At 70.4% G+C, this 22,529-nt stretch carries 25 protein-coding genes and 1 pseudogene; 16 read left to right on the top strand and 10 right to left on the bottom strand.

The window, feature by feature from the left end; translation table 11 throughout:
* Positions 1-91: 91 nt before the first annotated feature.
* From DEP02_RS24160 to DEP02_RS24150, 3 genes are all read right to left on the bottom strand, one after another.
* Complete coding sequence (locus DEP02_RS24160; RefSeq protein ID WP_112469797.1) at positions 92-1,495, bottom strand: class II fumarate hydratase; 1,404 nt, start codon at positions 1,493-1,495, stop codon at positions 92-94.
* Positions 1,496-1,817: 322 nt separating this feature from the next.
* Positions 1,818-2,816, bottom strand: coding sequence for a M28 family metallopeptidase (locus DEP02_RS24155; RefSeq protein ID WP_232839260.1), 999 nt, complete (start codon positions 2,814-2,816; stop codon positions 1,818-1,820).
* Between the two features lie 728 nt (positions 2,817-3,544).
* Positions 3,545-5,215 (bottom strand): fumarate hydratase, encoded by a 1,671-nt coding sequence (locus DEP02_RS24150; RefSeq protein ID WP_112469790.1) that lies wholly within the window; start codon positions 5,213-5,215, stop codon positions 3,545-3,547.
* A 217-nt stretch (positions 5,216-5,432) separates the two neighbouring features.
* On the opposite strand from DEP02_RS24150, the gene DEP02_RS24145 reads away from it, so the two are divergent.
* Positions 5,433-6,140, top strand: a complete 708-nt coding sequence (locus DEP02_RS24145; RefSeq protein ID WP_112469789.1) for a DUF1707 SHOCT-like domain-containing protein — start codon at positions 5,433-5,435, stop codon at positions 6,138-6,140.
* A 122-nt stretch (positions 6,141-6,262) separates the two neighbouring features.
* Positions 6,263-6,640, top strand: coding sequence for a WhiB family transcriptional regulator (locus DEP02_RS24140; protein WP_112469788.1), 378 nt, complete (start codon positions 6,263-6,265; stop codon positions 6,638-6,640).
* Positions 6,641-6,735: 95 nt separating this feature from the next.
* Here the strand turns inward: DEP02_RS24140 and glpX are convergent, their stop codons facing one another.
* Positions 6,736-7,770, bottom strand: coding sequence for a class II fructose-bisphosphatase (gene glpX / locus DEP02_RS24135; RefSeq protein ID WP_112469787.1), 1,035 nt, complete (start codon positions 7,768-7,770; stop codon positions 6,736-6,738).
* Positions 7,771-7,895: 125 nt separating this feature from the next.
* Here glpX and DEP02_RS24130 point away from each other — a divergent pair, with 125 nt between their 5' ends.
* Positions 7,896-8,420, top strand: a complete 525-nt coding sequence (locus DEP02_RS24130; RefSeq protein ID WP_112469796.1) for a DUF4245 domain-containing protein — start codon at positions 7,896-7,898, stop codon at positions 8,418-8,420.
* 183 nt (positions 8,421-8,603) lie between these two features.
* Here DEP02_RS24130 and DEP02_RS24125 read toward each other — a convergent pair whose 3' ends face one another.
* Together DEP02_RS24125 and xseA are read right to left on the bottom strand one after the other, a co-directional pair.
* Entirely contained in the window at positions 8,604-8,846 is a 243-nt protein-coding gene (locus DEP02_RS24125) for an exodeoxyribonuclease VII small subunit (protein WP_112469786.1), read from the bottom strand.
* Positions 8,847-8,855: 9 nt separating this feature from the next.
* Entirely contained in the window at positions 8,856-10,064 is a 1,209-nt protein-coding gene (gene xseA / locus DEP02_RS24120) for an exodeoxyribonuclease VII large subunit (protein WP_112469785.1), read from the bottom strand.
* Positions 10,065-10,195: 131 nt separating this feature from the next.
* On the opposite strand from xseA, the gene DEP02_RS24115 reads away from it, so the two are divergent.
* A complete protein-coding gene (locus DEP02_RS24115) occupies positions 10,196-11,203 on the top strand; it encodes a 4-hydroxy-3-methylbut-2-enyl diphosphate reductase (RefSeq protein ID WP_112469784.1) in 1,008 nt (335 codons plus the stop codon).
* Between the two features lie 83 nt (positions 11,204-11,286).
* Positions 11,287-12,033 (top strand): polyphosphate--glucose phosphotransferase, encoded by a 747-nt coding sequence (gene ppgK, locus DEP02_RS24110; protein ID WP_112469783.1) that lies wholly within the window; start codon positions 11,287-11,289, stop codon positions 12,031-12,033.
* A 29-nt stretch (positions 12,034-12,062) separates the two neighbouring features.
* Here the strand turns inward: ppgK and DEP02_RS24105 are convergent, their stop codons facing one another.
* Positions 12,063-12,497 carry a DUF6542 domain-containing protein gene (locus tag DEP02_RS24105; protein ID WP_332871997.1) on the bottom strand — a complete coding sequence of 145 codons (435 nt, stop codon included), beginning with the start codon at positions 12,495-12,497 and terminating at the stop codon, positions 12,063-12,065.
* A gap of 268 nt (positions 12,498-12,765) precedes the next feature.
* Here DEP02_RS24105 and ychF point away from each other — a divergent pair, with 268 nt between their 5' ends.
* The 6 genes from ychF to DEP02_RS24080 all read left to right on the top strand — a co-directional run bounded on the left by ychF (position 12,766) and on the right by DEP02_RS24080 (position 16,362).
* Positions 12,766-13,854, top strand: a complete 1,089-nt coding sequence (ychF, locus tag DEP02_RS24100) for a redox-regulated ATPase YchF (protein WP_112469781.1) — start codon at positions 12,766-12,768, stop codon at positions 13,852-13,854.
* 300 nt (positions 13,855-14,154) lie between these two features.
* Entirely contained in the window at positions 14,155-14,439 is a 285-nt protein-coding gene (locus tag DEP02_RS24095) for a hypothetical protein (RefSeq protein WP_100571986.1), read from the top strand.
* Complete coding sequence (locus DEP02_RS24090) at positions 14,421-14,834, top strand: DNA-binding protein (protein WP_112469780.1); 414 nt, start codon at positions 14,421-14,423, stop codon at positions 14,832-14,834. The genes DEP02_RS24095 and DEP02_RS24090 overlap by 19 nt, the downstream gene beginning before the upstream one ends.
* Positions 14,835-15,311: 477 nt before the next feature.
* Positions 15,312-15,587, top strand: coding sequence for a hypothetical protein (locus DEP02_RS24085; RefSeq protein WP_112469795.1), 276 nt, complete (start codon positions 15,312-15,314; stop codon positions 15,585-15,587).
* Between the two features lie 16 nt (positions 15,588-15,603).
* Positions 15,604-15,840: a hypothetical protein gene (locus DEP02_RS34975; RefSeq protein WP_232839259.1), complete on the top strand. Its 237-nt coding sequence runs from the start codon at positions 15,604-15,606 to the stop codon at positions 15,838-15,840.
* 3 nt (positions 15,841-15,843) lie between these two features.
* A complete protein-coding gene (locus DEP02_RS24080) occupies positions 15,844-16,362 on the top strand; it encodes a hypothetical protein (RefSeq protein WP_232839258.1) in 519 nt (172 codons plus the stop codon).
* Positions 16,363-16,554: 192 nt separating this feature from the next.
* On the opposite strand, the gene DEP02_RS24075 is transcribed toward DEP02_RS24080, so the two are convergent.
* Positions 16,555-16,941 (bottom strand): WD40 repeat domain-containing protein, encoded by a 387-nt coding sequence (locus DEP02_RS24075; RefSeq protein WP_198668563.1) that lies wholly within the window; start codon positions 16,939-16,941, stop codon positions 16,555-16,557.
* 258 nt (positions 16,942-17,199) lie between these two features.
* Here DEP02_RS24075 and DEP02_RS24070 point away from each other — a divergent pair, with 258 nt between their 5' ends.
* From DEP02_RS24070 to DEP02_RS24060, 4 genes and pseudogenes are all read left to right on the top strand, one after another.
* Positions 17,200-17,916 (top strand): hypothetical protein, encoded by a 717-nt coding sequence (locus DEP02_RS24070; protein ID WP_112469779.1) that lies wholly within the window; start codon positions 17,200-17,202, stop codon positions 17,914-17,916.
* A 16-nt stretch (positions 17,917-17,932) separates the two neighbouring features.
* Positions 17,933-19,064 (top strand): annotated as a pseudogene (locus DEP02_RS24065) (IS630 family transposase).
* A 25-nt stretch (positions 19,065-19,089) separates the two neighbouring features.
* Positions 19,090-19,278 (top strand): hypothetical protein, encoded by a 189-nt coding sequence (locus tag DEP02_RS33650; protein ID WP_157977528.1) that lies wholly within the window; start codon positions 19,090-19,092, stop codon positions 19,276-19,278.
* Positions 19,241-20,563 (top strand): alpha/beta fold hydrolase, encoded by a 1,323-nt coding sequence (locus DEP02_RS24060; RefSeq protein WP_157977527.1) that lies wholly within the window; start codon positions 19,241-19,243, stop codon positions 20,561-20,563. Before DEP02_RS33650 ends, DEP02_RS24060 begins: the two co-directional genes overlap by 38 nt.
* Positions 20,564-20,620: 57 nt before the next feature.
* Here DEP02_RS24060 and DEP02_RS24055 read toward each other — a convergent pair whose 3' ends face one another.
* On the bottom strand, positions 20,621-21,742 hold the full coding sequence (locus tag DEP02_RS24055) for a winged helix DNA-binding domain-containing protein (protein ID WP_112469777.1): 1,122 nt from the start codon (positions 21,740-21,742) through the stop codon (positions 20,621-20,623).
* An 8-nt stretch (positions 21,743-21,750) separates the two neighbouring features.
* Positions 21,751-21,981, bottom strand: a complete 231-nt coding sequence (locus DEP02_RS34130; RefSeq protein ID WP_198668562.1) for a hypothetical protein — start codon at positions 21,979-21,981, stop codon at positions 21,751-21,753.
* Between DEP02_RS34130 and DEP02_RS24045 the strand changes: the two genes are divergently transcribed.
* Positions 21,980-22,529 (top strand): helix-hairpin-helix domain-containing protein (locus tag DEP02_RS24045; protein WP_232839256.1); only part of this gene is annotated, 550 nt, incomplete at its 3' end. The genes DEP02_RS34130 and DEP02_RS24045 overlap by 2 nt on opposite strands.

Here is a 22,529-nt window from a genome sequence, read left to right as displayed (position 1 = left end):
TGAGCGCACGCACGGACGGCCCGGACGGCCCGGACGGCCCGGACGGCCCGGACGGAAGGTGTCGAGGCGTCACGGCCGCACCGCGGTCGCGTCACGGGCGTGTCATCCGCAGGACGTCCAGCGCCTCGTCGAGCTGTTCGGCCGTGAGCTGTCCGCGCTCGACGTACCCGCTCTCGACGACGACCTGGCGAATGGTCTTCTGCTCGGCCAGCGCCTTCTTGGCGACCTTCGCCGCCTCCTCGTACCCGATGTACTTGTTGAGCGGGGTGACGACGGAAGGGGAGGACTCGGCGTACTCACGGGCGCGCTCCCGGTGGGCGACGATCCCGTCCACGGTGCGGTCGGCGAGCAGCCGGGAGGCATTGGCCAGCAGCCGGACGGACTCCAGGACGTTCTTGGCGAGGACCGGGAGCATGACGTTGAGCTCGAAGTTGCCGGAGGCGCCGGCGGTGGCGACGGCGACGTCGTTGCCGATGATCTGGGCGCACACCATGAGGACGGCCTCGGGAACGACCGGGTTGACCTTCCCCGGCATGATGGACGACCCCGGCTGCAGATCGGGCAGGGAGATCTCGGCGAGCCCGGTCCGGGGCCCGGAGGCCATCCACCGCAGGTCGTTGGTGACCTTTGTCAGCCCCACGGCGATGGTGCGCAGCTGTCCGCTGGTCTCGACGATGCCGTCCCTGGCGCCCTGCGCCTCGAAGTGGTCGCGGGCCTCGGTGAGCGGGAGCCCGGTGGCGCGGGCGACCTCTTCGATGACGGCGGCGGAGAACCCGGGCGGGGTGTTGATGCCGGTCCCCACGGCGGTCCCGCCGAGCGGCAGCTCGGCCAGCCGGGGCAGGGAGGCGTTCAGCCGTTCGACCCCGTACCGCACCTGGGCGGCGTACCCGGCGAACTCCTGCCCCAGGGTCACGGGTGTGGCGTCCATGAGATGCGTCCGCCCGGACTTCACCACGTCCGCGAACTCCTCGGCCTTGCGGGTGAGGGCGTCGGCGAGGTGGTCCAGGGCGGGGATCAGGTCGCGGGTGACGGCGGCGGTGGCGGCGATGTGGATGGAGGACGGGAAGACGTCGTTGGACGACTGGGAAGCGTTGACGTGGTCGTTGGGGTGCACGTCCCGTCCGAGCCGCTCGGTGGCGAGGGTGGCGATGACCTCGTTGGTGTTCATGTTGGAGGAGGTCCCGGAACCGGTCTGGAACACGTCGACGGGGAAGTGCTCGTCCCACTTGCCCGCGGCGACCTCGGCCGCGGCCTCCTGGATCGCCTCGGCGACGTCCTTGTCCAGCACGCCGAGCCGCGCGTTCACCTTGGCCGCGGCGCCCTTGATCCGCGCCAGCGCCTCGATGTGCGCGCGCTCGATCCGCTGCCCGGAGACCGGGAAGTTCTCCACGGCGCGCTGTGTCTGCGCGCGCCACTTGGCGTCGGCCGGGACCTTCACCTCTCCCATGGAGTCGTGCTCGATGCGGTAGCGCCGGTCGTCGTCCGTGGTCGTCATCGTCGTGCCTCCGAAGTTCACAGCGGTGGTGCCGGTCGGGTGTATTCTCGCCGGTTCCCCATTGACAGCATCCCGCTCGAGCACCCGGAACGGACTCCGCCCCGCCGCGAGGGAGCGGCGGGGCGGAGCACCGCGTGGGGCCGGCGGCCTCGACCGTGAACCTGCCGTACGGTGTCGAACCGGGCTAAACGGGCCCCGGTGCGGACGGACCCGTCCCCGGTGCCACCGGTGGCGCAGGTGCCACCGGTGCTCACGGCGAGGTGCCGTTCCCGGAGCCGCCGTCGGTGGCGGCTCCGGTGGTGTCCCGGCTTCCGGTGCCGGTCTACACGGCCTGCTGCCAGATGGTGTAGGCGATGCCGTCGGCCGCGCGGTTCAGGCCGGTGGTGTTGATGTTGGTGAGGGTGTCGCAGGACCGGTGGTAGCAGGGGTCGTAGGAGGCGCCGGCCGTGCCGCCCCACTTGGCGGCCTGCGTGGACGTCTTGCGGGCGCCGGCGCCCATCGCGTAACCGGAGGTGGGTATGCCGACCTGCTGGAAGGGGTAGTCGTCGCTGCGCCCGGCGCCCTCGGTGTTCTCCTCGGGCCGCAGGCCCAGCGAGTCCCAGTACGCCTTCAACGGCGCGGCGGCCGACGAGGTGAGGTGGTTGATGAAGTAGCCGCCGTTGGTGGAGGCGACCATGTCGAAGTTGTAGTACGCCCGGATCCTGGCGCGCTGGGTCGAGGACAGCGAACGGGTGTAGAACTTCGAGCCGTTGAGACCCTGCTCCTCGTCGGTCCACCAGGCGAAGCGGACCCGGTTGCGCAGGGTGGGGTTCTGCTGCGCCAGCGTCAGGGCGTTCTCGAGGAGCGCGGCCGAGCCGGAGCCGTTGTCGTTCATGCCGGGGCCCGCCGAGACGCTGTCGAGGTGGGCGCCGAACATGTACACGTTGTTCGCGTCGCCGTGCGGCCACTCGGCGATCAGGTTGGGACCTGCTCCGCTGGTGCAGCCGGAGGTGCAGGGCTGCTCGGTGACGGTGTAGCCGGCCGCCTGCAGCCTGCCCTTCACATAGGCGACGGAGTCGCGGTAGCCCTGGGTGGTGGAGCGGCGGTTGCCGCCGTTGCGGCCGGCGATGGCGCTGAGCTCGCTCAAGTGCGCCCGCACCTTGTTCACGTCGATGTCGGGCGCGGCGAGTGCGTTCACGGTGGTGATGGACCGGTCCGTGTCCGCGGGGGTCTGCGTCTGCCGGGCGTCTGCCGGGCCGGTGGCTGCGGCTGCGGCGGGGAGTGTTCCGCAGCCGAGCACGACGGCGAGGGAGAAGCTCGCCACGGCGAGTCGTCGTCTCACTCTGTCTCCTTCGGAAGGTGGCCGTGGGGTGGGCCACGCGGAACCTGACATGGCATGTCCATGCCTGGTTGGCGAGAAGGCTCACAGCGGAGGCTGAGGGAGTCAACGAAAAAGGCACCCGTACGGGCAGGTTGTCCAAAAAAGGAACATGGTGTCCGCTATTCGGGCGTGTGGGTGCCCGTGGCCGACCTGACGGGTCTTCACCGGGCCTGTCGCGAGGGGGTTGGCAACCGCTCGCCAAGGAGCGTGTATGAGGCCGGTCGAGCTCGATCGTGTGATGGCCGGCTGACGGCCTTGCGGCGTGCTGGGCCGGTCGGGGTGGAGCTGCCGTGCGATCCGGGACGCCGGGTGCGGTGCCTGGGGGTGCCCCTTCTGGGGGAGTGCGAAGTCCCTGCTCCACCGGTGAGACGGTTCAGGGCCTCCCGGCCGCCTCTGGCCGCATCCACATGGCCGGGCCGCGAGGCGTGCACATCAGCGGCCTCCGGTCGCGGGAGGCGGCCAGTGCGCCCACGACCGTTCGGGGCGCGCGGGCTGACCGGACTCACTGCCGCCCAGTCCATGGGAACGGTGCCGGACGGCCGGCACGACGTGACCGTGGACAGCGGCGTCGGGTGTCGGGTGTCGGGCTGCCGCGGCCGGCCGAGGGCGAGGTGTGGGCGGCGGGCGGAACGGCAGCGGGGCCGGTCCGGGTGGTGTCCGGACCGGCCCCGAGGACGTCGGTGGACGCGTTACGCCGACCCCGGCCCCCGCACGGGAATCGACGTGAACACCGGCTGCGGTGCCGGATCGGTGAAGAAGTCGTTCCCCTTGTCGTCCACGACGATGAACGCCGGGAAGTCCTCCACCTCGATCTTCCAGACGGCCTCCATGCCGAGCTCCTCGTACTCCAGGACCTCGACCTTCTTGATGCAGTCCTGGGCCAGCCGGGCCGCAGGGCCACCGATGGACCCCAGGTAGAAGCCGCCGTACGTACCGCACGCATCCGTGACCTGCTTGCTGCGGTTGCCCTTGGCCAGCATCACCTTCGAACCCCCCGCCGCCTGGAACTGCTCGACGTAGGAGTCCATGCGTCCGGCCGTGGTCGGACCGAACGAGCCCGAGGCGTACCCCTCGGGAGTCTTCGCCGGCCCGGCGTAGTACACCGGGTGGTCCTTGAGGTACTGCGGCATGCCCTCCCCCGCGTCCAGCAGCTCCTTGATCTTCGCGTGGGCGATGTCCCGGGCCACGACCAGCGGCCCGGTCAGCGACAGCCGGGTCTTCACCGGGTACTTCGTCAGCTCCGCGAGGATCTCGTCCATCGGCCGGTTCAGGTCGATCCGAACGACGTCGCCGTCGTCGGACAGCTCCTCCTCCGTCGTCTCCGGCAGGAACCGCGCCGGGTCCTTCTCCAGCTGCTCCAGGAACACGCCCTCGGGTGTGATCTTCGCCAGTGCCTGCCGGTCCGCCGAGCAGGACACCGCGAGCGCGACCGGGCAGGACGCGCCGTGCCGCGGCAGGCGGATCACGCGCACGTCGTGGCAGAAGTACTTGCCGCCGAACTGCGCCCCGATGCCGATCCGCTGCGTCAGCTCGAAGACCTTCTCCTCCAGCTCCTTGTCCCGGAAGCCGTGCCCGAGCGGCGAGCCCTCGGTGGGAATGTTGTCCAGGTAGTGCGCGGAGGCGTACTTCGCGGTCTTCAACGCGTACTCGGCCGACGTGCCGCCGACCACGATCGCCAGGTGGTACGGCGGGCACGCGGCCGTGCCCAGCGAACGGATCTGCTCCTCCAGGAACTTCATCATGGAGGCCTCGTTCAGGACGGCCTTCGTCTCCTGGTACAGGAAGGACTTGTTGGCCGAGCCGCCGCCCTTGGCCATGAACAGGAACTCGTAGGCGCCGCCGTCCGTCGCGTACAGCTCGATCTGCGCGGGGAGGTTGGAGCCGGTGTTCCTCTCCTCCCACATGGTGAGCGGAGCCAGCTGCGAGTAGCGCAGGTTCAGCTTGGTGTAGGCGTCGTGGATGCCTCGGGACAGGGCCTCCTCGTCGCCTCCTGCCGTCAGCACGTTCTGCCCGCGCTTGCCCATCACGATCGCCGTGCCGGTGTCCTGGCACATGGGCAGCACGCCCGCGGCGGAGATGTTGGCGTTCTTGAGCAGGTCCAGGGCGACGAACTTGTCGTTCGCCGACGCCTCGGGGTCGTCGATGATGCGGCGCAGCTGGGCGAGGTGGGCCGGGCGCAGGAAGTGCTGGATGTCGTGGATGGCCTCCGCGGCCAGCTTGCGCAGCGCCTCCGGCTCGACCTTGAGGAACGTACGCCCGTCGGGCCCCTCGACGGTGGAGACGCCCTCGGACGTCACCAGCCGGTACGGGGTGGTGTCCTCACCCTGTGGGAGCAGATCGGTGTACGCGAACTCCGGCATCGCAGTCCATTCCTCACTCGGCAGACGGCCGCCCGCCGACGTCGGCGGGCACGACCAGCGTAGGACCTGCCACCGACAGCGAACCTGTGAGGTCCGGCTCAGTCTCCGCTCCACCCCTCGGCCCCACCCCTCGGCCCCACCTCCGGCCCCGAGCCCGGAGCGACCCACCCGTCCCCACCCCTAGTCGCGATCTATCGCGTTTCGGTACCCTGCTGCCGTGGACCTTCAGAAGCAGACCGAACCGCGCACGGCCGCGACTCCCGCCCCCGCGCCCGTCGCCGAGTTGCGCGCCTCGGACGCCGACCGTGACCGTATCGCCGACATCCTGCGGGAGGCCCTCGCCGAGGGCCGCCTGACCGCCGACGAGCACGCCGAGCGCGTCGAGGGGGTGCTGAGCGCCAAGACGGTCGGCGAGCTGGAGGTCTTCATCCAGGACCTGCCCGCCGCCCACCAGGGCCGTACGGCCCCGGCGTACACCCCCGCGCCGAACCGCCCGGCGGCCGGCGCGATACCCCCCGACGCCGACGAGAACGTGGTGGCGGTGTTCAGCGCGGCCACGCGCAGGGGCCGCTGGCGGCCCGGACGCCGACTGCACGCGTACGCGGTCTTCGGCAGCGTGGAGATCGACCTCAGCGAGGCGGTCTTCGAGTACCAGCAGGTCGTGATCAAGGCCGTCTCGGTCTTCGGAGACGTGCAGGTCCGCGTCCCGGAGAACGTGTCGCTGCGCGGCACCGGCGGCGGTGTCCTCGGCAACTTCGAGGTGGCCACGCTGGACTCGGCCGAGTCCGGGGCGCCCGTCGTCTACGTCGACGGCTGGGCCGTCCTGGGCAACGTCGAGGCGCGGCCCAAGCGGGGCAAGCTCGTCGCGGACATCCTCGACCGGGTGCAGCGCAAGGTCGACAAGAGTCTGCGCAAGCGTCCCTGACCCCCTTCGACCAACCGTACGGTCCGGAACTCAGTGCATAGGAGCGCGCACAGCGGGTAGGCCTTGCTGCATCGTCTCTCGGAGCACCCTTCAGCTTGCGAAGCCGTCGTCAGGAGAAGACCGTGCCGCAACCGCCGCATTCGTCCCTGCAGGTAGCTGCCGTTCCGGCCCAGCGGGTGCCAGGGCGGGACAGGGATCAGGACGGGCCCTGGCACACCGAGGCGGTGTGCCGCCGCGACGAGGCCGGACTGTTCTTCGCGCCCTCCAAGGAACCCACCGCCGCCCGGCTGTCCCGGGAGGACGCGGCCAAGCGGGTCTGCGCGCGCTGCCCGGTCATGGTCGAGTGCCGTGAGCACGCGCTGCTGCAGCCCGAGCCCTACGGCGTCTGGGGCGGCCTCACCGCCGCCGAGCGCCGTGTCGTCCTGGCCCGGCGCCGCCGCCGCGACCTGGAGCTGAAGAAGGCGGCCCGCGCGACGGGGCGTATAGCGGCGGCCGGCTAGCAGCCGGTTCTCCGCGCGTGTTCTCCGCGCACGCGTGAGGCGCCCCCGCCGCACCGGGGGCGCCTCACGCGTTCCGTACGGCCGGGTACGCGGTGCTACTTCGGGCGGTCGAAGTCGATCGCGCTGTAGGCGCGCAGCTTGCTCAGCCGGTGCTCGGAGTCGATCCGGCGGACCGTGCCGGACTTGGAGCGCATGACGATCGAGTCGGTGATCGCCGTCTCCGAGCGGTAGCGCACACCGCGCAGCAGCTCGCCGTCGGTGATGCCGGTGGCGACGAAGAAGACGTTCTCGCCGGAGATCAGGTCGTCCGTGGTCAGCACGCGGTCGAGGTCGTGCCCGGCGTCGACCGCCCGCTGCCGCTCCTCGTCGTCCTTGGGCCACAGCTTGCCCTGGATCGTGCCGCCCAGGCACTTCACGGCGCAGGCCGAGATGATGCCCTCGGGTGTGCCGCCGATCCCGAGCAGCAGGTCGACACCGGTGCCCTCGCGCAGCGCGTAGATCGAGCCGGCCACGTCGCCGTCGGAGATCAGCTTGATGCGGGCGCCGGCTTCCCGGATCTCCTTGATGATCCCCTCGTGCCGGGGCCGGTCCAGGATGACGACGGTGACGTCCTCGGGGGTCGACCGCTTGGCCTTGGCCACGCGCCTGATGTTCACCGACACCGGCGCGTTGATGTCGACGAAGTCGGCGGCGTCCGGCCCGGTGACCAGCTTGTCCATGTAGAAGACGGCGGACGGGTCGAACATGGCGCCGCGCTCGGCGGCGGCGAGGACCGCGATCGCGTTCGGCATGCCCTTGGCGGTCAGGGTGGTGCCGTCGATCGGATCGACGGCGATGTCGACCTCGGGCCCGGTGCCGTCGCCGACGTGCTCGCCGTTGAAGAGCATCGGGGCCTCGTCCTTCTCGCCCTCGCCGATGACGACGACGCCGTTCATCGACACGGTGGAGACGAGGGAGCGCATGGCGCGCACCGCGGCGCCGTCGGCGCCGTTCTTGTCACCGCGCCCGACCCAGCGGCCCGCAGCCATGGCCGCGGCCTCGGTCACCCGGACGAGTTCCAGGGCGATGTTGCGGTCGGGCGCCTCGGAGGGCACTTCGAGCTCGGACGGCAAATGATGGTGCTCGGTCATCGGTGCGCACCTTTCTGATACGACGACGGCCGGATGAGGGTGTTGGCCCGACTCTATCGCCGGATGGACAGAATGAGCAGGGGGCCCCACGGATGAGCGGACCGGGCACCTGCGACGATGGAGGCGTGGCACGTTCGAATGGCAAGCAGAAGACGGTCCGGGACATGCTCCTCTCCCTGGGACTGATCGGGATCGCGGCGGGGGTCATCTACCTCTTCGTCCCGCACGGCGGCGGCACTCCCGACCTCAAGCGGGTCGACTACAGCGTCGAGGTGCTCACGGCACGCCGTGCGGCGTCGTACCCGGTGGCCGCCCCCGAGGGCCTGCCCGACAGCTGGAAGGCCACCTCGGTCCGCTTCCGGGCCGGCGAGGAGGACCACTGGCACCTGGGTTTCCAGGACCCCGACGGTCAGTACGTGGCGATCGAGCAGTCCGCTCAGAAGCGCAAGGACTTCATCGACGACGCCAGTCAGGGCGGGCACGCCACGAAGGTCACCCAGGAGATCGACGGCCGCACGTGGACCCGCTACACCGGCGGGCGCTACGACGCGCTCGTGCTGGAGGGCACCAAGGGGTCCACGACGGTGGTCACGGGCACGGCGTCCTGGGACCGGCTGACGACGATGGTGAAGGCGCTGAAGATGTCCTGAGCCCTGCCCGGGCTCACCGGATGTCCTGAGCCCTGCCCGGTTCACTCGGGTCTGCCCCGCCCGGGCCGCCTGGGGCCGCCTGGGTCTGCCCCGCCCGGGCCGCCTGGGGCCGCCTGGGTCTGCCCCGCCGAGGGCCCGGGTCTGTCGTGAGCCCCGGGCGGGAGGCCCCCTGCTCCGGCGCCCCTACTCCGAGGCCCGCGCCTCGTCCTCCTCCGCCTCCTCGGCCAGCGCCGCGTCCAGCCGGGCGCGCGCGCCCTCCAGCCACCGCCGGCACACCTTGGCCAGCTCCTCGCCCCGCTCCCACAGCGCGAGGGACTCCTCCAGGCTCGTACCGCCCGCCTCCAGGCGCCGGACGACCTCGATCAGCTCGTCGCGGGCCTGCTCGTAGCCGAGCGCCTCGTCCGCCGGGGATGCCTTGCTTGTCATCCGACCACCCTATGTGTCGACACGAACAGTGAACTCGCCCTCGGCGACCCGGGCCCGCAGGGCCTCGTCCGCCGTGACCTCGGCCGGGTCGCGGACCACGTGCCCGTCGGCCTTCTGCAGCACCGCGTACCCGCGCCGGAGGGTCGCGGCGGGGGAGAGGGCCACCACGCGCGCGTGCGTGTGCGTCAGCTCGGAGTCCGCGCGGTCCAGCAGGTGCCGCAGGGTGCGCCGGCTCCGGTCGAGCAGGGAGGCGACGTGGTCCGCCCGCTCGTCGACCATGCGGTGCGGGTCCTGGACGCAGGGCCGGGCGAGCGCGTGGGCGAGCCCGCGCTCCTCCCGTTCGACGAACGCCTGTACGCATCTGCGGGCGCGGTCGCGCAGCTGCCGTACCCGCTCGTACTCCTCGCCCACGTCCGGCACGACCTTCTTGGCGGCGTCGGTCGGGGTGGAGGCGCGCAGGTCGGCGACGTAGTCGAGCAGCGGGGTGTCCGGCTCGTGCCCGATCGCGGAGACGACCGGCGTACGGCAGGAGGCGACCGCGCGGACGAGCTGCTCGTCGGAGAAGGGCAGCAGGTCCTCCACGCTGCCGCCGCCCCGCGCCACGATGATCACGTCCACGTCGTCGGTCGCGTCGAGCTCCTTGACGGCCTGCACGACCTGCGGGACGGCGTGCACGCCCTGCACGGCGACGTTGCGCACCTCGAAGCGGACGGCGGGCCAGCGCTGCCGGGCGTTCTCCAGCACGTCCCGCTCGGCGGCGGAGGCCCGGCCGCACACGAGCCCGATGAGCTGGGGGAGGAACGGCAGGGGCTTCTTGCGCTCGGGTGCGAACAGCCCCTCCGCCGCGAGCGCCTTCTTCAGCCGCTCCAGCCGGGCCAGCAGCTCCCCGACACCCACGGGCCGTATCTCGGCGGCCCGCAGCGACAGCTGCCCGCGCGGGGCGTACCACTCGGGTTTCGCGTGCACGACGACCCGGGCGCCCTCGCTGACGACGTCGGCGATCGCGTCGAACACCTGTCGGTAACAGGTCACGCTGACGGAGATGTCGTACGACGGATCGCGCAGCGTCAGGAAGACCACGCCCGCGCCCGGCCGCCGCGACAACTGCGTGATCTGCCCCTCCACCCACACGGCCCCGAGCCGCTCGATCCAACCCCCGATCAGCCGCGACACCTCACCGACGGGCAGGGGGGCTTCGGAAGACGTGGAGACAGCCATGTCCGCGAGCGTATCCGCCCCCACCGACAGCGCGTCCGGTCCCGCGCGCCGGCCAGGGGGATCCGCCCCCGGATCCCCGGCCCGCACCCCGGTGCGATCTCCGGGGAGTGGGGCGGCCTTACGATGGGGGCATGACTGCTTCGTCTGGCCGCCGTGTCCTGCTCGCCGCTCCCCGGGGCTACTGCGCGGGAGTGGACCGTGCCGTGATCGCTGTCGAGAAGGCTCTGGAGCAGTACGGGGCTCCGGTGTACGTCCGGCACGAGATCGTTCACAACAAGTACGTCGTGCAGACCTTGGAGAAGAAGGGCGCGATCTTCGTCGAGCAGACGGAGGAGGTGCCGCCGGGCAACATCGTGATGTTCTCGGCGCACGGCGTGGCCCCCGTCGTCCACGAGGAGGCCGAGCGCGGGCGTCTGGCCACCATCGACGCGACCTGCCCGCTGGTGACCAAGGTCCACAAGGAGGCCGTCCGGTTCGCCAAGGAGGACTACGACATCCTCCTGATCGGGCACGAGGGCCACGAGGAGGTCATCGGCACCACCGGCGAGGCCCCGGATCACATCCAGCTCGTCGACGGCCCCGAGGACGTCGCCAGGGTCGAGGTCCGCGACCCCTCCAAGGTCGTGTGGCTGTCGCAGACCACGCTCTCGGTCGACGAGACCATGGAGACGGTCGACGCGCTCAAGGAGAAGTTCCCGCAGCTGATGTCCCCGCCCAGCGACGACATCTGCTACGCCACGCAGAACCGTCAGCTCGCCGTGAAGCAAATGGGCGCCCAGGCGGACCTGGTGATCGTGGTCGGCTCCCGCAACTCCTCCAACTCCAAGCGGCTGGTGGAGGTCGCCAAGCTCGCCGGCGCGGCCCAGTCCTACCTCGTGGACTTCGCCGACGAGATCGACGAGGCCTGGCTGGAGGGCGTCTCCACGGTCGGCCTGACCTCGGGTGCCTCGGTTCCGGAGATCCTGGTCGAGCAGGTGCTCGAATGGCTCGCACAGCGCGGTTTCGAGGACGTGGAGATCATCAAGGCGGCCGAGGAGTCCATCATCTTCTCCCTGCCCAAGGAGCTCCGCCGGGACCTGCGCGAGGAGGCGGCGTCGCTGGTCGCCGAGCGCGGAGGGTCGGGTACGACGCGGGAGTGACGGCCGGGAGCCATGAAGCGCGGGTCCCGGCCGGGCGCTACGGCACGGGAGTGACTGTCGGTCCCGCGTCGTAACGTGGTGCCATGCAGATCTTCGGCGTGGACATCGGCGGGTCCGGCATCAAGGGCGCCCCTGTGGACCTGGACAGGGGCGCCCTGGCCCAGGAGCGGCACAAGGTGCTCACCCCGCGTCCGGCGACGCCCGACGGTGTGGCCGACGGGGTCAGGCAGGTGGTCGACCACTTCGGCTGGACGGGGCCGGTCGGGCTGACGTTCCCGGGCGTCGTCACCGGCGGCGCCACGGTCCGTACGGCGGCCAACGTCGACAGGAGCTGGGTCGACACCGACGCGCGCGCGTTGTTCGGCGAGCGGCTCGGCGGCCTGCCGGTGACCGTGGTCAACGACGCCGACGCGGCCGGCGTCGCCGAGATGCGCTTCGGCGCCGGCCGGGGACGCAAGGGCACGGTCATCCTGCTGACCTTCGGCACCGGCATCGGCAGCGCGGTCTTCGTCGACGGCGTGCTGGTCCCCAACACCGAGCTGGGCCACCTGGAGCTGAACGGCCACGAGGCGGAGAAGCGGGCCTCCAGCAAGGTCAAGGAGGACCAGGGCCTGACCTGGGACCGCTGGGCGCGCCGGGTGCAGAAGTACCTCGCCCACGTGGAGATGCTCTTCAGCCCCGAGCTGTTCATCATCGGCGGCGGAGTCAGCCGCAAGGCCCACAAGTTCCTGCCGCTCATCCAGGGTATAGAGGCGGAGATGGTCCCCGCCCAGCTGCAGAACAACGCGGGCATCGTGGGCGCGGCGATGCACGCGGCGGAGCACGGCTGAGCACGGCTGAGGCGGTGCGGGGCCGCGCCTCACACCGGCGTACGGCCCCGCACCGCCGCCCGCCGCCGTCCCAGCGCCACTCGCCGTCCCAGCGCCGTCACGCCCGCGATCAGCGTCCCGGCGTACAGCCACAGCGCCTGCGTGGCGAGGGCGGTCACCAGCCCCAGCAGCCTGCCGGGAAGCCCCCCGCCGCTTCCGTCGACCACCGGCAGCAGCCCCACGGCGAACCCGATCGGCACCACGACGGGCGCGGCCGGCAGGTCGCCCTGGCGCACCCACACCGCGGTCAGCGCGCACACCGGCAGGAACAGCACGCCGTACGCGACCTGGGACCCGTCGAAGAGCAGCAGGGCGGCAAAGCCCACCAGGAGCATGACGGCCCCGCAGAACAGCCCGGCGCCCAGCCCCGTCAACCGCGGACCGGGCGGCTGCCGTGGGACGGGGGCCGCGGTCGGCGCGGGCACCGGCGGAGGCCGTACCGCCGACCCCCGCCGTGCCGAGGGCACCGGCGGCCTGCCGTGTCGCGGTCCGTGCTGCCGACCTCGCGTCGTCCTGTGTTGCTCCACCGAACCAACCTAGGTCTGTTTATGTGCCGAATAGGCCGTCTGACACGCCGGGCCACGCACTGTGACCGGGGGCTCGAACCGTCTCGGGGCCGGGTCGCGACACGCCGTAGACTGGTGGATCGGCCGTCCGGCCCTCAAGTCTCCTCACGTACGGGAAGTCGCAAACGTGTCGCTCACGATCGGAATCGTCGGTCTGCCGAACGTCGGCAAGTCGACCCTGTTCAACGCCCTGACCAAGAACGACGTGCTCGCGGCCAACTACCCGTTCGCCACGATCGAGCCGAACATCGGCGTCGTCGGCGTCCCGGACGGGCGGCTCGCCCAGCTCGCCTCGATCTTCAAGTCGGAGCGGATCCTCCCGGCGACCGTCGACTTCGTCGACATCGCCGGCATCGTGCGCGGCGCCAGCGAGGGCGAGGGCCTGGGCAACAAGTTCCTGGCGAACATCCGCGAGTCGGACGCGATCTGCCAGGTCATCCGCGCCTTCAAGGACGAGAACGTCGTCCACGTCGACGGCAAGGTCTCGCCCAAGAACGACATCGAGACGATCAACACCGAGCTGATCCTCGCCGACCTCCAGACCATCGAGAAGGTCCTGCCCCGGCTCCAGAAGGAGTCGCGGGTCAAGAAGGACGTGGCCTCGAAGGCCAAGGCCGTGGAGGAGGCCAAGGAGATCCTGGAGAAGGGCGACACCCTCTTCGCACACGGCATCGTCCAGGGCAGCGAGCGGGCGGAACTCCTCCACGACCTGCACCTGCTGACGACGAAGCCCTTCCTCTACGTCTTCAACGTCGACGAGGACGAACTGATCGACGAGGACTTCAAGAACGAGCAGCGCGCCCTGGTCGCCCCCGCCGAGGCGATCTTCCTCAACGCCAAGCTGGAGGCCGACCTCGCCGAGCTCGACGAGGAGGAGGCCCTGGAGCTCCTGCAGTCCGTCGGCCAGAACGAGCCGGGCCTGGCCACCCTCGCCCGCGTCGGCTTCGACACCCTCGGCCTGCAGACCTACCTGACGGCCGGCCCCAAGGAAGCCCGCGCCTGGACCATCAAGAAGGGCGCCACCGCCCCCGAGGCCGCCGGCGTGATCCACACCGACTTCCAGAAGGGCTTCATCAAGGCCGAGGTCATCTCCTTCGCCGACCTCCTCGAAACCGGCTCGGTCGCCGAGGCCCGCGCCAAGGGCAAGGCCCGCATGGAGGGCAAGGACTACGTGATGCGGGACGGGGACGTGGTGGAGTTCCGCTTCAACGTGTAGCGGGCGCCGCGCCGCCACGTCGCTGATCTAGCAAACATGCAGGTCAGGAGGGGTCCGACCTTTCGGGGTCGGGCCCCTGGTTGTTTCCCGTGCTGGGATGGTGCTGGGAAACCTGCCTGGTCTTCACCTGTCATCATCCCTGGTCATCCCTACCGCGCTGAGTCGCGGACTGTGCGGTGCGCGACGAGAGGGGGCGGGCGGGGTGGGCGACTCTTTCCCGGCCTTTCCCGGGTGGTTCCCGTGTGGGCGGCGGGGGCGCGGGCCGTAGCACTTTTCCTACTCGTTTGACACACTTGGGTCATGGCTGAGACGACGTACAGCATCGGAGAAGGGCCGGCGACGCGGGTGAGCCTGTCGCTTCCGGAGGGGACCGCGGAGGCGATCCGTGCGCGGGTGGGCAAGCGGGAGTTCTCTGCGTTCATCGCCGCGGCGGTCGAGCGTGAGCTGCGCGGCCAGGTGCTGGACGAGTACCTGGCGGACTACGAGAACCGCAAGGGGCCGGTCTCCGAGCAGGCTCGTCAGCGGGCGCGGCAGGTCTTCGACGAGGTGTTCGCCGAGGAGGCCGAGTGGCCCGCCGCAGGCTGAGTCACGAGGGGACGCTGGTCCTCGACAGCGAGGGGCTTTCGAAGCTCCTCGCCGACGACGAGCAGGTGGTGGCTCTGGTTGCTGAGGCGCGCTCGCGAGGCATGGAGGTCGTGATCAGTGCGCTCACCATCATCGAGGTCGTCCATCTCCGTACGAACAAGTCCCGCCTGAACTGGGTGCTCTCCGGACTGCGCGTAGTCCTGGTGGGCGACGAGGAGGCGAGGGCGGCCTCGAAGCTGCTGATGGATGCCGGTTTGCACGGGCACAAGTATGCGATCGATGCTGCGGTCGCCGAGGCCGCGTTGCGGCAGCACCGCCCCGTGGTCATGTTGACCTCCGATATCGACGACATGGTCAAGCTGTGCGGCGATCGCGTCCGGCTCGTGGCGGTGTGATTTTCCTTTGTCCGGCTCACCAGCGCAGTCTCATCGACGAGTTGACCCCGGTGCCATGCGTTTCCCGACCGGTGGAGGGCCCGCCAGTCCGCAAACAGTCCGCAGGATGCTCGTAGACGCCCGTCGATGGCCAACGTAACCAAACGATGAAAGCGCTGGTCAGCGCCCTGAGCTGGGCTCCGCCGCAGGTCAGGATCGGGTCGCAGGCGTTCCGCTTCAATGTGTAGCGGTGGAATCCTTGATCTGCCGAGGTGCAGGTCAAGGGCGTAAAACTCTGAGTCAGGGGCCGGATCTCAGATCTGGCCCTTCTTGTCCTGCTCGGGTGGTTCCGACCTTCTTGGCGTCCTGTGCTGACGGCGCCATGCTGATTCACCTGCGATGAAGGCTGTATGCACGTTGCTTCGACCGTGCCGCTCGGCAGTACTCGGTGGATGACGCATGAGGTACTTGGGTACCGTGGCTCTGGAGGTGAGAGTCATGGTGGCAACGTCGAAGACGGTTCGGCAGTCCCCGCTGAAGGTGGATCCGGAGACGGATCAGCTGATCAGTCAGGGCGCGCATTTTCTGGGCCTGACGAAGAAGGACCTTGTCGCTGAGGCCGTGCGGGTCTATCTGGAGCAGAGGCGCGAGGATCTGAGGGCCGGCATGGTCGAAGCGCTCCAGGTCCTCGACGGGTCGCTCAAGTCGGACGTGATGCTGCTGACCGGGCTGACCGCGGAGGAGATCGACGCGGTCGGCGGGATCGACGAGTAACGGAACCGGGAACCCGATGCGCTCAGCACGCCCCACCCTGCGCTGTCTGTGGGAGGACCTCGGCCTCCAGCTCCCACCGGTCACTGCGGCACTGGACGAGACCGACCACCCGATCGTCGCCAAGACGACGGAACAGTTCGCCGATGCCGAGGCCAAGCACGAGCGCATCCGCGCCATCGACGACCAGGTGTTGTTCAAGGTCAAGGTGCAGCGCTGGCGCGGAGCCGTCTGGATAGACGCGGATCTGCCGTGACTGGTGGCGGCCGGGAGGCGGGAGGACGGCTCGGGGGACGACTTCTACGCCAAGCTGGAGGTGGAGGGGAAAGCGGCTCGTGCGCAGTACAACGCCACGCATGCCGAGGGGCTGAGGACCGTCACGTCCACGGCGCACCTTCTGCCGACGCGAGAGGACCACATCCGGTATCGGGCCGAAGCGGGTGTCCGCTTCGTCCGCCGACTGCGCACAACTCTGCTCGACCTGACGCGGTCCACTCTGCGGGACGGCCGCGAGCACGCCGTCGACTTCGACACCTTCACCTTGGGGCTGCAGGTCCGCGCCGATGACGGCCATGAGACGTACCGCGCCGTACGGATCACCGGCTCCGTGCCGCCGAACCTCACGACCATCATCCTGCGTAACATTCCTGGCTGTGAGGTGGAGGGCTGGTACCCGGAATACGCCCTCCCCGAAAGGGAGCTTCTGCCGGCGGAACAGGCGTGGTCCAACATCATGGATCCGCGAGCGGCGGCCGAAGTGCTCGACGATGTGGACTGATTCAGGACAGCAGGGGAGAGCGCATATGCCTTGGGCACCCCGTCGAGTACGAGGTGTCTCCAGCAAGGACGGGGGTGCCGACGGCTCACCTGCGCAGTCTCATCCAGCACCGACCGCGTCACCGACGTCGTCAAGGCCGTTCCCGTTCTTCACCACGCGTCAGCGTGAGGTGGGAAAACGCTCAGTGAGGCCCTATCGCGCGGCCGGCCGGCAGCCGGTTTCAGTGGACTGGTCGTGCAGGTAGCGGGACTGTTCCAGAGGGGTGAGAGCGGTGTCGACGGCCTCGCAGACGGTGCGGATCGCGCGGGCCGGGTCGGGCAGGTCGACGCTCCACAGCTCGACGGAGCTGCCCGTGCCGATGGCCAGGGTGTGTCCGTCCGGGCTGAGCGCCACTACTGCGTGCGGGCGGGCGGGCAGGGTGGTTCTGAGCCGGCTGGTGGTGAGGTCCCACAGCTGGACTCCTCTTGCGCTGCTTGCGGCCAGGGTGCGTCCACCGGGGCTGAAAGTCAGCGACGCCACCTCACCGCTGGACCGGAAGCTGTCCTGGAGCCGACCGGTGCGCGCATCCCACGTCTTCACGAGTCCGCTAGTGCCGCACCAGGCAATCCTTGCCTTGTCATTACGCATCGTCTGGCTGCTGCGCAGGGTGGCGCTGGCCCGTTTCCGGGCTACCGGAGGACCCGGCGTCCGCGAGCAGCTCGTCGCCCTCGCTGACTACGGCAATGCCCGAGCAGCTTCAGCCGAATCACGAACGATGACCGCGCGGTGTGCCCGCCAAGGGTGATCACAGCCAGAAAATGGGTGTGCGGTTGCGTGACCTCAACCGATCATGGGGGTATGACCGAACATCTGACGATCAGCACCTTGACTTTGCAGCACAGGATTCCGGACGACTGGGCGGCGGATCCCTGGGCCGAAGTGCGTCCTCTGATCGACGGCGTGGACGTCCTGAAGGAGGTCCACCCGGAAGGTCTCGGACACAGCTGCCGATACTGGAGGGGGCCGGCCGAGAGCTGGCCGCTGGCGGTCACGGAGGAACCCCGCAGGGTCATGATCACCGAGCCGACCTGCACGGCCGGCTGTTGCGGCGCCCTGTACGTCACCATCCGTCGTGAAGGCGATCAGGTGATCTGGGAATCCTGGGAAAACACCAGCAACATCACAGCAGTGCCGGCGGACTTCCGCTTCGACAGCGCCCAGTACGAGGCTGAGCTCGCGCGGGCCGCCGCGGACCGCAGCTGGGAAGAGCCCCTGGACACCGTTGCCCGGCTCCTCGAGCAGACCCTTGCAGACAGCGGCTGGTTCGAGCGCTGGGGCTGCGTCCTCACGAGTGTCTCGCCACGACGCGAGGAGCCCGATCTCCCCGAGGCAATCACCAGCCCCCAGGGTGTAGATCTCCACTTCCACCAGGTCCGGGGGCCCGGCGAACGTACAGATCTTTACCGGTACGAGTTGTTCGTCACCAGCGATCACCCCGTGGAGGAGCAGGTACGGCGGCTGACCGCCCGCATTCTGGCGGACGATCCGCGGAAGACCGCTGAGATGCACCGCTGAGGACCAGAATGATCACGTGGCCGAACGTGTGCGGGTCCGGGAGATCGATGACGACGAGGGCAGGCGGTTGCTACGGATCATCCGCAGGGGCACCGGTCCGGTGGTGACCTGGCGGCGGGCAGATGGTGCTGCTGTCCGCGCAGGGCATGCCCGTGGTGAAGATCGCCGAGGTGACGTTCACCAGCCCGGACCGGGTCCGGGACGTGATCCACGACTTCAACGCCGACGGGTTCGACTCGCTCTGCCCGAAGTACAAGGGCGGTCGGCCCAGAACCTTCACCCTCCCGGAGCGCCGGGAGATCAAGAAGGCCGCCAAGTCGAAGCCGGCCGAGCACGGCCTGCCGTTTTCGACCTGGAGCCTGGCCAAGCCGGCCGACTTCCTGCTCGCCGAGGGGGTGATCGACGACATCAGCCACGAGGGCCTGCGGGTCCTGCTCCGCGAGGAGGGCGTCTCCTTTCAACGCATAAAGACCTGGAAGACCTCCCGCGACCCCGACTACGCGGCCAAGAAGGCCCGTATCGAACACCTTTACGCGATCGCCGGCGGCGAGGTCATACCCGAGGACGGCGAGCCCGAAGTCGTCTTCTGCATGGACGAGTTCGGGCCTCTCAACGCCCAGCCCCACCCGGGGCGGCAATGGGCCGAGCGCGGCGGCCGGCACAAGGATCCCGACCGTGGGCCCCGGCCCCGCAGGCGGGCGACCTACACCCGTCCCCACGGGGTCCGCCACCTGTTCGCCGCCTACGGCCTCGCCAAGGGCCAGCTCTACGGGCACATCAAGAAGACCAAGAACAGGTCGAAGTTCCTGGAGTTCTGCCGCTACCTGCGCTCGCTGCACCCAGCGGACGTACGCATTGCGATTGTCTGCGACAACTACTCCCCGCACCTGACCACGAAGCGGTGCCAACGGGTCGCGACGTGGGCGGCGGCCCACAACGTGGAGATCGCCTACACCCCGGCCAACAGCTCCTGGCTCAACCGGATCGAGGCCCAGTTCACCGCCCTGCGCTACTTCGCCCTCGATGGCCCCGACCACACCAGCCACAAGGAACAGGGCAGCATGATCCGCCGCTGCGTCATCTGGCGGAACAAGCACGCCGCCGGCGAACGCCTCCGCGAGGTCGTGAAAAGGGCAAACGTTGCCTGATATGCCACTAGCGCGGAGCCGGACCATGACCGGCATGACGTGGGGCGAAGCCGAGTTGCGCGACATTCTGACGCAACAACTCACATGGAAGCCCAGCGAATTCGATGACAGCCTCGAACTCGCCTTCATCGAAGTGCCGCTCGATTACGCGCAGCCTTCCGGGGGAGCGAATCGAATTGGCCCTCAGCCGGATCCGGGCGGCGGATTCGCGTAGGAGGCGTGGCGTCCTGCTGTCCCTCAACGGCGGCCCCGGCGGCGACGGGGGGCTCGGCAGACTGCTGCCGACGCGTCTGGCCGGCACCCCGCCCCACGAGGTCTACGACCTGATCGGATTCGACCCCCGCGGAACGGGCGCTTCCACCCGGATCGAGGGCGAGGCGAGCCCGACGACCGTGCCCTTCGACTCGCGTCCCCCCGACTCCGCCTTCCCCGCCATCGCCGCGGACATGAGGGAACGGGACCAGGGGTGCGTGCGCGCCGGGGGCACCCTGCGCCGCCACATCACCGCGGCCAACAACGCCCGCGACATGAACGTGATCCGCGTCCTGCTCGGCGAAGCGAGCATCAGCTTCGTGGGCTGGGCCTACGGCACGCTGCTCGGCGCGGTCTACGGGTCGATGTTCGGCGCGCACCTGGACCGCAACGTCCTCGACTCCTCGGTCCATCCGGACTGGGACTGGCGGCGGCAGTTCGCCACGCAGGCGCTCGCGGTGCGCGAGAACGTGGACCTGTGGGCGGAGTGGACCGGACGGCGCGACCGGTTCTTCGGCCTCGGCGACGACGCCGGGCGGGTGCTGGAGACGGTGGAGCAGACCGCGGCGGCCCTGGTGTCCACGGGCGAGGGAACGGCCTTGCGCACCGCGCTGGACCAAGTGGTCGGCACCCTGAGCGCGGCCCGCGGGCGGTGGCAGGAACTCGGCTCGCCCATCGGCGAGTTGCGCAAGGCGACGGCGGCCGCCGACACCGAGCGGGCCCGTGAGCTCCTCGCGGGTCAGGCCCGCTGGCGGCCGGGCACCGCGGCGGGCGGACTGCGCGACGCCGTACTGGAAGCCGTGACGTGCGAGACCGAGTGGCCGACCGACCTGGAGACGTACTACCGCGACATGCGCGACTTCCGGGACCGTTTCCCGTACGGCTTCGGAGTGATGCGCGCCCAGCCGTGGGTGGCCACCTTCCGTACGTGCACACCCACCGAGCCGCGCCCCGCCGTCACCCGCGGCGACTACCCGACGGGGCTTGTCGGGCAGGCCGACGGCGACCCCTTCGACCACTGGCCCGGGGCGGTGGTCATGGCCGAGCGCCTGGGACACCCCCTGGTCCTGGTGCGCGACTCCGGGGCGCACGAGATCCACCGGCTCGGCGGCAACCCGCAGGTGGACGCTCTCGTCGACGCGTACCTGGTCGACGGTGAACTGCCGCCCGGGCGGGTGACGTGCTCGGGAGAGAGCCGGCCGAGTGTCCCCGCGGACCCGGCCAGGGGCGTGCGGGAAAGCGGTTGACGTTCGTGCGGGTGGGGTGGCCGGGATCGCTCCCGGCCACCCCACCCGCACGGGCCGTCAGGCGTCGGCGATGCGGAGCTCACACGCTGCGGCGCCGTCCGACGCGAAGAGCAGGAGACGCTCCCCCTCCGCCACGAGCTCGGCACGCCGGCGCTTGCCCACCGGGGAGAAGAGCTGCACGTCGAGAGCGGTCGAGGCGCGCGTGCGGTCGATCCGCCACGCGCCGGCGACGAACCCGTCGACCAGGATCGTCCCCGGAATCACGGCGTTCTTGGTCGCGATGGCCTTGCGGTGCTCGTCGCTGATGATCCGGGTGCGGTCCGCGTGGGAGAGGATCGCGTTGTCGTACGGGGCCAGGTAGCGGACCGGTGCGGGCGTGCCGGGGTCCGGCCGCGGCGCGTCCGGCAGGTCCAGCAGTTCCCTGCCGTCCTCGTCGCGGAAGGAGACCAGCCGCGGACGCAGGCGTTCGGTCACCGCGCGCAGCCGGGTGAGCCCCGACCACGCCTGGACGTCCTTGACGGTGGCGGGGCCGAACGCCGCCAGATAGCGCAGGACCAGGGCGTCGATGTCGGGTTCGGGGTCCAGCGGGGCGCCGAGCCAGTCCTCCGCCATGACGTACGTCGGCTGCCCGCCCTGTCCCCAGACCCCGCGGGGCGGGATCTGGACCACCGGCAGCAGACTGCGCACGACGTTGCCGAGCGCGGCGGCGGGGCGGTCGGGCCACGCCGTGCGCAGGGAGGCGCTCAGGTCGCCGACGGTGTGAGGGGCCTCTTCCAGGAGTTCCCGGCCGGCCGTCGCGACCTTGGCCGGATCCAGCCCGTTCAGGTCCTTGCCGAAGGTGGTGATCAGGCTCCGTTCCAGGAACGGCTGCACACAGGGCCGCAGCTTGCGGCAGTCGGCGGAGGACACCAGGTGGACGGTGCCGCGCATCAGCGCGATGCGCACGGCCCGCCGCCCGGTGAGGAGACCGGCCAGTTCCGCGGGGCGGAAGTCCTCCAGCCGGGTCCACAGGCCGTAGTACGGCGGAATGGGCGCCTGCGCCTGTAATCCCACGAGGTGCTCGAGGGCGTCCTCGGCCGGCATCGTGCGTCGGCTCAGCAGCAGCTGGCGTGCCAGGAAGGCACGGTTGAGAGCCCGCCGGTCGAGCACGCCGGCGGGCTGGGTCGCAGTGGTGGCCATCTGACCTCTCAGTTCAACAGGGAGAAGAACGCGCGCAGTTCATCGGCGAGGACGGACGGCTTCTCCAGGGCGGGGAAGTGTCCGCCGCTGTCGAGATCCTTCCAGTAGCGCAGGCTCGTGAAGCGCTGTTCGGCTGACCCCTCGTCCGGCGTCGCCCGCGCAGGACCGCCCGGACCGGATGTCGGTGCCGCGTGCCACGATGGACGCGGATCGAAGGGCCGGGGAGACGGGGGTGACATGGAGGGGGAGGGTCCGCCGCGGGCCGGGCGCGGGGTGCGGGAGCTGTGCGCGCGGGGCGCGCGGCTGAATGGGGCCGCGCGCAGTCTGCGTACCGATCATGCCGGCGCCCGGGCGGCCGTCCGTACGGCCTACGAACCCCTGCAGGCCGAACTCGTCGCCCGCGAGCTGGAGTCCATCCCGGTGGCGCGGCTCAAGGACGTCACCGAGGGGCGGCTGCGCCTCGGCGCCCTGGAGGCGGCGGGCTTCGGCTCGGTGCGCGCGGTGCACGAGGCGAGCCGGTACGAGCTGCGGCAGGTGCCCGGCGTCGGCGAGCAGACCGCCGACCGGGCGCTGGCCGCCGCCCGGCAGATCGCGCGGGCCGTCGCCGACACGATCACCGTGCGCATCGACGTCGACCACCCCGAGCCCCGCACCACCGCCCTGGTGGTCGCCCTGCACCGGCTCGTCGAGGCCGGCCCGGAGTTGCGCCGCGCCCTGGACGCGGCCGAGCGGCTGGACACGCGGCTGAGCGAGCTGCTGCCCGCGGCCCGGCCCGCCGGCGGACGGC

It is taken from the genome of Streptomyces triticisoli, from assembly GCF_003270085.1.
GTDB classification, from domain to species: domain Bacteria; phylum Actinomycetota; class Actinomycetes; order Streptomycetales; family Streptomycetaceae; genus Streptomyces; species Streptomyces triticisoli.
The sequence above is the reverse complement of the archived record's forward strand: the minus strand, read 5'-3'. Positions and strand labels throughout refer to the sequence as shown.

Bases quoted from the DNA above. Each gene is read 5' to 3' on its own strand.
- DEP02_RS24150 (WP_112469790.1), bottom strand. From the start codon at position 5,215: ATGCCGGAGTTCGCGTACACCGATCTGCTCCCACAGGGTGAGGACACC.
- ppgK (WP_112469783.1), top strand. From the start codon at position 11,287: ATGCAGATCTTCGGCGTGGACATCGGCGGGTCCGGCATCAAGGGCGCC.
- DEP02_RS33650 (WP_157977528.1), top strand. From the start codon at position 19,090: ATGACCGGCATGACGTGGGGCGAAGCCGAGTTGCGCGACATTCTGACG.
- DEP02_RS24085 (WP_112469795.1), top strand. From the start codon at position 15,312: ATGGTGGCAACGTCGAAGACGGTTCGGCAGTCCCCGCTGAAGGTGGAT.
- DEP02_RS24125 (WP_112469786.1), bottom strand. From the start codon at position 8,846: ATGACAAGCAAGGCATCCCCGGCGGACGAGGCGCTCGGCTACGAGCAG.
- DEP02_RS24055 (WP_112469777.1), bottom strand. From the start codon at position 21,742: ATGGCCACCACTGCGACCCAGCCCGCCGGCGTGCTCGACCGGCGGGCT.
- DEP02_RS24115 (WP_112469784.1), top strand. From the start codon at position 10,196: ATGACTGCTTCGTCTGGCCGCCGTGTCCTGCTCGCCGCTCCCCGGGGC.
- xseA (WP_112469785.1), bottom strand. From the start codon at position 10,064: ATGGCTGTCTCCACGTCTTCCGAAGCCCCCCTGCCCGTCGGTGAGGTG.
- DEP02_RS24160 (WP_112469797.1), bottom strand. From the start codon at position 1,495: ATGACGACCACGGACGACGACCGGCGCTACCGCATCGAGCACGACTCC.
- DEP02_RS34130 (WP_198668562.1), bottom strand. From the start codon at position 21,981: ATGTCACCCCCGTCTCCCCGGCCCTTCGATCCGCGTCCATCGTGGCAC.
- DEP02_RS24070 (WP_112469779.1), top strand. From the start codon at position 17,200: ATGACCGAACATCTGACGATCAGCACCTTGACTTTGCAGCACAGGATT.
- DEP02_RS34975 (WP_232839259.1), top strand. From the start codon at position 15,604: ATGCGCTCAGCACGCCCCACCCTGCGCTGTCTGTGGGAGGACCTCGGC.
- DEP02_RS24095 (WP_100571986.1), top strand. From the start codon at position 14,155: ATGGCTGAGACGACGTACAGCATCGGAGAAGGGCCGGCGACGCGGGTG.
- glpX (WP_112469787.1), bottom strand. From the start codon at position 7,770: ATGACCGAGCACCATCATTTGCCGTCCGAGCTCGAAGTGCCCTCCGAG.